Below are 13135 nucleotides of genomic sequence, written 5' to 3' on the forward strand. Positions count from 1 at the left end.
GGTATAGAGTTAAAAAACAAAATCACCTTGATCAACTTGAACTTTATCTGAAAATGCTACATTGCATGAAATATTTATATCTTTTAATTCTACATCTATATTTTCTACTATCTTAGCCAAGATTTCCTTATAATGGTTGGCCAAGCTTTCAATAGTTTCCTTATTAAATAGCTTTGTACAATATTCTAAATTTATGAATACATCTTCTCCTACTTCAATCGCTGCAAATGTTATATCGAATTTAGATATTTTATATTCCAGCCCATAAGGTTTAAATTTCAAATCTTTTAGTTCCATATGCGGACTTTCAATATTTTGCATTGTAAACATAATATCGAATAATGGATTTCTACTTATATCTCTTTTTATATTAATCTTGTCTATTAATTCTTCAAATTGATAATCTTGATTTTCATAAGCTCTTAATGCATTTTCTTTTACTTCTTTTAGAAATTCTTTGTATCTCTTGTTTCCATCTGGATAATTTCTCATAACAAGTGTATTTACAAACATTCCTATAACTTTTTCTAAATCCACATGTTGTCTGCCCGCTATAGGAGTTCCCACTATTATGTCCTTTTGACCACTATACTTTGAAAGTAGTATGTTTATTCCTGATAAAAAAATCATATACAATGTGCTGCCTGTTTCTTGTGCAATTTTCTTCAAACTTTTCGCTAATTCTTTATCTAATTTAATTTTTATATTATCTCCTTCAAAGGATTGTACTTTGGGTCTTTCATAATCGGTAGGCATATTTAATACAAGTATTTCATCTGAAAATCTGCTTATCCAGTATTCTTCCTGAACTTTAACGTGCTCCGATTTCAAAAATTCATTTTGCCACAGAGAATAATCTTTATATTGAATTCTAAGATCCTTTAACTCATTTCCTTCATAAAGCCAAGAAAATTCATTTGTTAATATTTCCATTGACACGCCATCAGAAATTATGTGATGCATATCAAGCATTAGTACATATTTCTTTTCCTCTAATTTTATAATCCCCACCCTTAATAATGGCGCTTTGCTTAAATTAAATGGCCTTATAAATTCTTTTACTATTAGATTTATCTCTTTATTCGGTTTTTCTATATATTCTACTTTAAAATCTACAACTTTATTTACTCTCTGTACAATTTTCTCTTCTATGCTTTCAAAGCATGTTCTTAGTGCTTCATGTCTTTGTAATAATTTATTAAATACCTCTACTACCTTTTCTCTATCAAGCATCCCCTCTACAATCATAATTGCAGGCATATTATATCCGATACTATCTAAATCAAACTGCTGCATTATGTACATTCTCTTTTGCACTGAAGATGCTTCATAATAGTCTCTTTCCTCTACTTTTTTTATCTGTTTATATATACTCTTTTCTGTATTTACTATGTATTCCTTTACTCCCTTTACGGTCGGCGATTTGAATAACACCTTTAAAGGAATTTGTACATTTAATTCTCTATGAACTTTAGCTACAAGAACAGTTGCCTTAAGAGAATGTCCTCCTAATTCAAAAAAATTATCATTTATTCCTATCTTCTCTATTCCCAACACATTACTCCATATTTCTGCAAGTCTTTCTTCTATTTGATCCCTAGGTGCTTCATATTGTATTTTTGTTACCATATCTTCATCCGATTCTGGCAATAACTTTCTATCCACTTTTCCATTAGATGTTACTGGCATCTTTTTTAGTTGTACAAAATAAGCAGGTATCATATATTCCGGAAGATTTTTTGATAAATGCTCTCTTAACTCTCTATTTGTTACTTCTTTATGGGCTACTATATAGGCACATAAGTATTTATTTTTTCTTTTATCTTCTTTATCTACTACAATTACCTCTTTTACTGATTCATTCTTTAATAATTCACTTTCTATTTCACCAAGTTCTATTCTAAAACCACGGAGTTTTACTTGATGGTCTATCCTTCCTAAAAACTCTATATTACCATCCGCTAGCCATCTTCCTAAGTCTCCGGTACTGTACATTTTTTCTCCTGGAACAAATAAATTGTCTATAAATTTTTCTGCTGTCAATTCAGCATTATTTAAATACCCTCTTGCCAATCCATCTCCTGCTATGCATATTTCTCCGCTTACACCTATAGGGCTTAATTTGCGATCTCTGACTATATACATTTTGGTGTTTGAAATTGGACTTCCAATGGGTATATTATCTACATTTTCATCTATCTCATTTATAAAATAATAACTGCTGAAAACCGTACTTTCTGTCGGTCCATATACGTGTATTATTTTATCCTTCCCTATATAGTCTAGTGCCATCTTTGTATGAGAAATAGATATCCGTTCTCCTCCAAACAATACTTTTCTTATATTTTTAAAACACTCTATTTTATTATCCACTAAAGTATTGAATAGCGCCGTTGTTATGAAAAATACGGTTATTTTTTTATTAATTATAAAATCTCCAAGTTTATCCATGTCAAGTAATGTTTCTCTATCAATTAAAACAAGTTTGGATCCATTTAATAACGCCGCATATATATCAAATACAGATCCATCGAAAGCATAATTTGATAGTTGTAGTATTGTATCTTTTAAGGTTATAGAAATGTAGTTTGTATTTTTTACAACCCTAATTACGTTATAATGCATCGTTTCATTTCCCTTAGGTTTTCCTGTTGAACCGGATGTATATATTACATAAGCTAAGTCTGTTGCTTTGTTTATATTTTCTAAATTTTCCATACTACTTAAATATAATTTTTCATTTTCTAATTCTATTATTTCTCCCGTAAATTCTATTTTGCTTAAATGTTCTTGAGTAAGCAGTATTTTCACTTTACAATCTTCCAGCATGTATTTTATTCTTTCTTTCGGATACCCTGGATCTATTGGTAGATATGCCCCTCCTGATTTCAATATTGCCATTATCCCTATTATCATCTCAAGAGATCTTTCTAGCATTATTCCGACTATACTATCTGCCTTTACTCCTTTTTCTCTTAACACTGTTGCTAAACTATTGGTCTTTTCATTTAATTCTCTATAAGTTAGCTTTATATCTTCAAAACTCACTGCTATATTATCCGGTGTTCTTTTTACCTGTTCTTCAAATAATTCATGTATTGTTTTATCCTTTGGATATTCTGTTTTTGTATTATTGAAATCATATAATATCTTCCTTTTTTCTTCTTCATCCATCATTTCAATTTGAAATATATTTTTATTTATATCTTCAAATACTTCTTTTAATATATTTATCATGTGCTTATAAATGCTTTGTACATAATCTTCCTTATATAATGATGGTTCATATTGAATAGTTAGTTCAATGTTGTTTTCTTTTCTGTCAAATAAAAACATAATATTGCATTTTAGTTGATCAAGGTATCTTGTTTCGTGTATATTTCTCATTACTATTCCTACATCCGTTAACGGAGAATTATCCTTTGAAAATGGCAGTCCTAAAATATCATACAACGTATTAATAGGATAATTCTTGTTATCGCTTGCTTCCTGTAAAACCCCCTTGACCTGTATTAATAGTTCCTTAAATGTCAGTTCCTCTGCCAGCTTATTTCTTATAGGTAAAATAGTATTAACATACTTGCCCTCCCTATTTTGTTTATAGATAGGAACTTCAACAATAATATCGCTATTGTTCGTGTATTTATATAATTCTATGATCAAAGTATTCAGTAGAGTCATAAATAACCTTTGATCAGAGTTACTACTTAATTTTATAAGTTTTAAACTTATCTCCTTTGGAATTATATATTGAATTATTTTTTTCTTGTCTTCGCATTTATTTAATTTATAACTACTACATAGAAAAGCAGTTTTAACAAATTCCCCAGATAACTTTTCTAACCAATACTTTTTTTCTTTATTCAATATATTACTTGCAAGTACTATATCTTTATCAAATATTTCTTTCAAACCACATCACCCTCTTATAAGTTTTGTATAGGCCTCTAACTATATGTCGGTATAAATGCCTAATTGACATTATTTTCGAAACTAGCTCTGAAAAATGCTGACTACTACCTCATAGATAAGCGCTCATCTCATCGATGAACACCTATTGAAGTTCATCCTTTAAAGCAACAACCAACTCCTTTCGAGAAGCCTGTCCCTTTTTTTAAAAGATTTTTAGAATGCGAAATCCCCCTCATCAAATTCATCTTGCTCTGCAAAAATCACTTCATATGAAATATTAACATCTTTTATTTTACTATCTATATTTTCTATAAATTTACATAAAATCTCGCAATAATGCTCCGACAATTTCTCTATTGTCTCTTTCCTAAATATTTTCGTACAATATTCTAAATTTAATATTATATTGCTTTTAGTTTCTATTGCTATTAAAGTAAGATCAAATTTAGATATATTTATTTCGAATTTATAAGGCTTAAATTGTAATCCTTGTATTTCTATATCTTCTAAATCTGCATTTTGTACGGCAAACATTGTATCAAATAAAGGATTTCTGCTAAAATCTCTATTTACATCTAATTCATTAAACAATTTTTCAAATTGATAATCGTGATTTTCATATGCTCCTAATGCAGTCTGTTTCACCTCTTCCAAAAACTCTCTAAGACTTTTTTCTTGTTGCGGATAGTTTCTCATTGCAATGGTATTTACAAACATACCTATTATATTATGCAGATCCGCATGTGATCTACTAGCTATTGGAGTTCCTATAATAATATCTTCTTGACCTGTATATTTCAATAGCAACACATTATATGCGCTTAACAAGACCATATATAAGGTGGTTCCCGTTTCTGATGCAAGGTTGTATACTCCTTTTGTTAATTTTTCGTCTATCTGAAAAGACATTCTATCGCCTTGTAAACTTTGTACATCAGGTCTTGCATAATCAACTATCATATTAAGTACAGGTATATCTCCTTTGAATTGATTTAACCAATATTCTTTTTGTTTCTCAAAAATGTTAGATTTTATCATATTATTTTGCCATTCTGAGAAATCCTTATATTGAACTGTAATCTTCTCCAATTCTTTTCCTTCATAAAGCTTTACAAATTCATTGGTTAATATCATCATAGATACACCATCCGAAATTATATGATGCATATCAATTATTAGTATGTGTTTTCCTTCTTCTAATTTTATAAGACCTACTCTTAATAATGGTGCTTTACTTAAATCAAAGGCTTTTACAATTCCTTTTATTATTTCATTTAAATCTTTATCTTTTTTTTCTACATACTCTACTTTAAAATCTACAGTTTTGTTTATTCTCTGTACTATTTTATCTTCTATATTTTCGAAAGAAGTTCTTAATGCTTCATGTCTTTCTGTTAATTGACTAAAAACCTTTTGTAACTTTTCTCTATCAAGTTTGCCTTCTACCAGCATTACTGATGGCATATTATATCCAATGCTTTGTATATCAAACTGCTGCAGCATATACATCCTTTTTTGTGCTGAAGATGCTTCGTAATATTCTTTTTCTTCTACCCTTTTTATCTGTTTATATATGCTTTTTTCCGCCTTTGTTATATATTCATTTATTCCTTTTATAGTTGATGCTTTAAATAGCTCTTTTAAAGATATTTCCACACTTAATTCTTTATGGATTTTGGATACAAGAACAGTTGCTTTAAGAGAATGTCCTCCAAGATCAAAGAAATTGTCATTGATGCCAATCTTCTCTACTCCTAATACTTCTTTCCATATTTCTGTAAGCTTATCTTCTGTATCATTTCTTGGTGCTTCATAAATTGTTTTTAAGTTCACATTTCCCTTTGGATTGGGAAGTGCTTTTCTATCCACTTTTCCACTTAGGGTTAATGGAATTTTTTCTATTTGTACAAAATAGAATGGCACCATATACTCCGGCAACCCTTTTAATAACTGTTTTTTTACCTCTTCAATTACTAGTTCTGTATCTGTCACCACATAAGCGCATAAATAATTTTCTCCACTTTTGTCCTTTCTATCTATTACAATTGCTTCTTTTATTACTTCACATTTTAATAGCAGATTTTCAATTTCTCCAAGTTCTATTCTAAAACCTCGTATTTTTACTTGATGATCTATCCTACCTAAAAATTCTATATTTCCGTCATCTAACCATCTTGTCAAATCCCCTGTTTTATACATTCTTTCTCCAAGTACAAATGGATTTTCAACAAATTTTTCTGCTGTTAATTCTGGCTTATTTAAATATCCTCTTGCTAGTCCTAATCCACATATACATAACTCTCCTACTACACCTATAGGTGCCATACTATTATTTTTATCTAATATAAAACATTTAGCATTATTTATAGGTTTACCTATTGGAATAATATCATTGTTAAAATTACTTGCTGAACATTTAGTTGAATATACTGAAGCTTCCGTTGGCCCATATAAATTTTCTAACTGAACAAAATTTAATTTTTCTTTAGTAGCTTTTACTGTATCCTTTTGAATAGCTTCTCCTGCCGAAAAAATATATTTTAAGCTTTTTAAGCATTTTTTAGAACTTTCATCAATTAATTTCACAAATATATTTAACATTGAAGGAGTAAAGTTTATATGTGTTATTTCATATTTGTTTATTACACTAATAAGTTCCATTACATCCTTTTCTTTTTCTTGTGCAAGTATAACTAATTTACTACCACATAAAAACCAACTAAATATCTCGCTTACTGATACATCAAAAGTATAGTTAGTTTTTAATAAATAACAATCTTTCTGTGAAAGCGGATAATATTCCTTAAGTGCAAACAGAATATTAATCACATTACCATGCTGAACCATAACTCCTTTTGGTTTTCCCGTTGAACCAGATGTATAAATTACATAAGCTAAATATTCAGGACTATTTATATTTTCTAAATTTTCCTCATCATTAGCATAGAAACTTTCATTGTCTAAGTCTATGATTTCTTTAATTATATCTACTTCCCCTACATATTTTCTTTGTGTTAAAAGTATATTAGATTTACTGTCTTCAATAATATACTCTATTCTATCCTTTGGATATTTAGGATCTATAGGTAAATAAGCGCCTCCTGCCTTTAATATCGCCATGATTCCTACTATCATTTCCATAGAACGTTCTACCATAATTGCTACTATAGCATCTGCTTTTACACCTTTTTCCCTCAACGTTCTTGCTAGTTTATTTGCTCTTTGATTTAATTCTCTGTATGTTAGCTTCTTCTCTTCAAAGATTACTGCTGTGTTGTCTGGCGTTTTTTCTACCTGTGCTTCAAATAACTGATCTATTGTTTTATCTTTCGGATATTCTGCATAAGTATTATTAAATTCATTCAATATTTTTATTTTTTCTTCATTAGACACTAATTCTATATCCTGAATAAGCACATTTTCATTCTCCAAGATAGCATTTATTATTTTTCTCAAATGGTTACCTATATTGTTAACAAAATCCTTATTATATTTATTGGAATTATATCCGAATTGTATTTCCATATTTCTATTACAGGTTATAATTATATTAAAGTCATAATTGGTTTGATCTGTTACATCAACACTTTTTATTGCTACCTTTTGCTTTTCCTTAAGTCCACTATTCATATCTTTAGGATAGTTTTCAAACACAACTATATGATCTATCAACTCCTGCTTTAACTCAGAGCAATTTTGTATTTCTCCTAAACTAATACAATTGTTACATACACTATTATTTAAATCATTATTTATACTTCTCAATAAATCATCAATTGTACTATTTGGCTTACCCTTTACTCTGAGAGGTATACAATTTATAAATAAACCTGCCATATTTTCAATACTTTCTATTTCTGAAGGTCTGCCCGAAACTACGCTACCAAATACAACATCCTCTGTATTATTGTATTTCATTAGCAGAATACTCCATGCAGCATGCATTAAACTTCCCATGGTTGATTGTTTACTTAATGCTAATTCTTTTAATTTTTCAGTTGTAATTTCATCAATTACCAAAGAATGTTCTTTTTTTATATATAAATCGGATTTACTATTAAAGCTTTCAGGTATTATAGCTTTGTTATCATAACCATTTAAATATTCTTCCCAGTTTTTTAAGACTTGTTTTTTATCCTGTGATTCAATCCAGCCTATATATTCTCCATAATCATTATTGCTACTCATTACTACTTCTTCATTTTTGCATAAATTTCTGTATACATTAATGAAGTCGTTACATATTATGGATACACTCCACCCATCTAAAATGATATGATGGAAACTAAGAATAACCTCATAATAATCCATACTTTTCTTAACTATATGCAATCTAATCAGATTGTCTTTTAATAGATCAAAGCCCTTACTTCTATCCTCATCTCTATATTTTTTTATATAACTTAAAACTTCTTTTTCCTCTTGTGCAGATAAATCAATAAATCCAACAGTTATACTTTTCTTTTCTAATACTATTTGTCTTGGTTCGTTCAACCCTTCACTTAAAAATCTTGTTCTGAGAATAGAATGTTTTGCTATTAGTTGATTCAGACTTTTTTCTATTAATTGAATATTTAATACCCCTTTAACACTAATACTTCTTTGTTCAAAATATGCATTAGATTTCTTATTGTATAGGTAATGATAAAATAAACCTTTTTGCATAGGAGATAAAGGGTATATATCAGAAACTTTTTCAAACTTTGATATTATATACTTTAATTCTTTTTCTGTAAGTCCATTATCAAATTTAAAATCACTTAAAGTTATTTCTCTATTCTCTCGATTACAACAAAATCTTATAATCTGCTTTAAAGTTTCTACAAATTTATTTCCAATTTCCTTTATTGTATTTAGATCATACTCAAGCACATTATATTTAAACCCAACCCTAAGCTTATTATTTATAACAAGACCATTTATATTTAGCAAATATTCTTCCTCATTTTCTATGCTAAATTCTCTTCCAATATCCATATCTGAGTGTCTAAATACTGATGAATTGAAATCATTGTCAAATTGTCCTAAATAGTTAAAGCTTATCTCTTGTTGAAGGTTGAATTTCATGTCTTCCTTCAATTTAGAATCGGTAAGATATTTTAAAATCCCGTAACCTATTCCTTTATTAGGTATAGCTCTTAATGTTTCTTTAATACCTTTTATAGTTTCTTTTAAATCATTTTTCTTAATATCCAGCACTACTGGGTATGCACTTGTAAACCAGCCTACCGTTCTTTCAATACTAACATCTTTTATTATTTCTTCTCTTCCATGACCTTCTAAATTAATAAACACCTTTTCGCTATTAAATACGCTGTCTATCGTTATTCCAAGGGCTGAAATAAGTAAATCGTTTATCTCCGTATTTAATGCTTTGTTCGACTCCTTTAAAAGATTTTCAGTATACTTTTGATCTAATTCGATCCAGAAAGTTGAAGAATCTTTTGCCTTTCTTTTTAAAATACTGTGATCTTTTATTAACGGGGTAATCTTTAACTCTTCAAGTCTACTCCAATAGTTTTTTTCTTTGATTATCTCATCACCATTTGAATATTCCATTAATTTTTCTGACCATTGCTTGAAGGAACTTGTTTTTTGTGGTAGCTCTATTTTTTCTCCACCTACACTTTGAGTATATGCATTTTCAAAATCCTCTAAAATAATCCTCCAAGAAACTCCATCAATCACTAAATGATGTATTGCAATTAGGAGAAAATCGCCTTCCTTCGTCTTAAATAAGACTACTTTTACTAATGGTCCATTATTTATGTCTATACTTTCTTGTGTTTTTTCTGATATTTTTTTAATTTTTTCAGTATGATTTTCTGCCTGCATTAGATCAATTACATCTAATGAATAGTTTTGTTTCTTAAACTCTTGATTAGATTGAATTACTTCTTCTCCTATTCTACTAAACACCATTCTTAAAGCATCATGATGTTCAAGTATGCAATCAAACGCTTTTCTAATATGCCTTTCATCAAATCCTTTTTTACTATATAAAATCATAGCTTGGTTAAAGTGATTTTCATTTTTGAATTCTTTATCAAAAAACCATTTTTGAATAGGTGTAAGCATTACTTCCCCTTGTACCATTTCTTGACTGATCTCATTTTTTAATTGTTTTACATATTTGGATATTTGCTTTATCGTCATGTGTTTTAATATACTGCTTACCTCTAATTTATATCCTAATTTATACACTCTGGCAGATATCTGGATAGCCTTTATGGAATCACCACCTAAGTAAAAGAAATTATCGCTAACCCCTACTTTCCCACTTCCTAATACCTGACTGAATATCTCTGCAAGTAAACATTCTACATCAGTAGTAGGTGCTTCATATTTATCTTCAACATTTATATCCTTCGGATCAGGTAATTTTTTCACATTCACTTTTCCATTTGCATTTAATGGAATACTTTCCATTTGTACAAAATATGTTGGTATCATATACTCTGGTAATTGTTTATCTAAAAACTCCCTTATCTCTTCAGGTTTTAATTTAGTATCGGATACAAAACATGCACATATACAAGTATTACCAAGTATATCTTTTATAGGCTTTATAACTGCATTCTCTATATGCTCATGTTTTTTTATAAAATTTTCAATTTCTTCTAATTCTATTCTAAAACCTCTTACTTTTACCTGATTGTCCGTTCTTCCAACGAATTCTACATTCCCATCTATTAGCCATTTTCCTATATCACCTGTTTTATATAACTTTTCATTATTATTAAAGGGACTATCCATAAACTTTTCTTGTGTAATTTTTTCATTGTTTAAATACCCCTTTGCTACTCCCTCCCCTGATATATATATTTCTCCCTCTACGCCAATAGGTTGGATCGTTCTATTTTTATCTAATATATACACTTTAGTATTTTTTATACCCTTTCCTATCGGTGCATTTGCAAACTCTTCTAAATCATTCACATTGTAATATGTTGCAAAAACCGTAGTTTCAGTGGGACCGTATACATGGACTAATTTCCCTTGACCATATGTATTCAAAAACTTTCTAAAATGTTGAATAGAAGCTTTTTCTCCTCCAGTAAAAATCTTTTTAATTCCTTTTAAACACTCTATATCAATATCTACTAAAGCATTAAATAACGCGGTTGTAATGAAGAATTTCGTAACTCTTTCTTTTTTTATTAACTCTGCAATTTTAGAAATCTCCATTAGATATTCTTTGGGTATCATTACTAATCTGGCACCATTCAAAAGTGCACCATATATGTCAAAAACACAGCCATCAAATGCATAATTGGATAATTGCAAAATAACATCTTCTTTATTTATCTCTGTATACAAAGCATCCTTTACAACTCTTGGTACATTTTGATGCATTATCATTGTTCCTTTTGGCTTACCGGTAGTTCCCGATGTATAAACAATATAAGCTAAGTCGTCCAATTGATTTATATTTTCTAAATTAGTATCTTCATATTCCAACTTATCAATCATTTCTAGGTCCACAAAATATCCATCATACTCTAAGTTATCTTTTAAATGTTTATGTCCAACAAGTATATGAGAATCCGTATCTTCTATCATATATTTTATTCTTTCCTTAGGATAACTGATTTCAATAGGCAAATAAGTCCCACCGGCTTTTAAAATCCCTAACATTCCAACTATCATTTCTATAGATCTATCTGCTAACAGTGTAACAACTTTATTCTGCTTAACTCCCAACTCTCTCAATTTTCTTGCCAAACGATTTGCCTTTTTATTTAAATCATTATATAAAATATGCTCATTTTTATAAGAAACAGCTATTGCTTCTGGAGTTTTTCTAACCTGTTCCTCAAATAAATCATGAATATTCTTCTTACATTTATTCTCCTGATCTTCTTTATTAAATACATTTATGATTAACTCTTTTTCAGCTTCTGTTGTTATATCAATATTATTAATTTCTATTTCTTCATTTGAAATAATTTGGTATATAACCCTTTCTATATGACCTTTCATCCTTTCGATAAATATATCTTCATACACATAAGAGTTATATGTAAAATTAATATTTAAGTTAGATTCTACAGACATGGTTATACTAAGGTCGTAATTGGTTTGTTCTTTTGATTCTACCTTTAGAATCTCAAATGCATCTTCTTTTATATTTTCTACAGGATAGTTTTCAAAAGCTATAATATTATCAAATAATCCCTCTTTAACCTCTGTACAATTTTGAATATCTGCCAAAGATATATATCCAAATAATAGACTTTTTTGCAAATCCATTTTCACTTTATTTAATAAATCTTTAAAAGTATCTTTTTCATTAGTTTTTACTCGGACGGGAAGAGTATTAATTAATAAACCTACCATTCTATCTATTTCAGGAATATCGGCATTTCTTCCTGAAACTACACTTCCGAACACCACATCTGTGGTATTATTATATTTCTGCAATATAATTCCCCATATGCAATTCAGTAAATTATTTAAAGTTGTCTCATTGTTTAATACTATCTTTTTTAAATTTTGTGTTAACTCCTCTGACAAACGTAAATGACATATTCCTTTTTTATTCTTTTTATTATTATTTTTATTTTTTTTAGGAACTTGGGTTTTTTCTGTTAATCCACTTAAATATTCTCTCCAGTATTCAATTGCTATATTTTTGTTTTGCTTTTCTAACCAATTTATATATCTAGAATATTGAATTGGTTGTTCCAATATCAAAGAAGTTCCATATTTTAATGACTTATATATTTTTATAAACTCATCAATAATTATTGGTAGGCTCCAGCCATCCATTATTATGTGATGAAAACTCCAAATTATTTCAAACACATTATTATTTGATTTAACTAGATGCACTCTAGTTAGTGCATCTCTTGTTAAATCAAAACCCTTTTTAATATCTTTATCTTTAACAGATTGTATATATTCTTTTTTTATAGAATCTTTTAAATCCTCTATATCGTGATATTGTATTTGTGGTTTTTTTGATTTCAAAACAACCTGAGTTGGTACTTTTGATTTATCATAAATAAATAATGTTCTTAAAGCATCATGTCTATGAATTAATACATCCAATGATTTTTCAAACAAATCGCTGCTTATATCTGACTTCACAGTTATACTCATTTGTTGAAAATAGTTATCTGAAGTCTTATCAATTAAATAATGATATAATATACCATTTTGCATAGGCGATAATGGATACATATCTTGAACCTGTTTACTCATAAATATTATCCTCCTT

At 28.7% G+C, this 13135-nt stretch carries 2 protein-coding genes; both read right to left on the bottom strand.

From position 1 onward, the window contains the following. Window positions 1–9: 9 nt before the first annotated feature. On the bottom strand, window positions 10–3912 hold the full coding sequence (locus ACWJJ2_RS11760) for an amino acid adenylation domain-containing protein (RefSeq protein ID WP_462953308.1): 3903 nt from the start codon (window positions 3910–3912) through the stop codon (window positions 10–12). 213 nt (window positions 3913–4125) lie between these two features. Next, window positions 4126–13119 carry an amino acid adenylation domain-containing protein gene (locus tag ACWJJ2_RS11765; protein ID WP_462953309.1) on the bottom strand — a complete coding sequence of 2998 codons (8994 nt, stop codon included), beginning with the start codon at window positions 13117–13119 and terminating at the stop codon, window positions 4126–4128. Window positions 13120–13135: the final 16 nt, after the last annotated feature.

This window comes from Clostridium sp. CM039 (assembly GCF_055081075.1).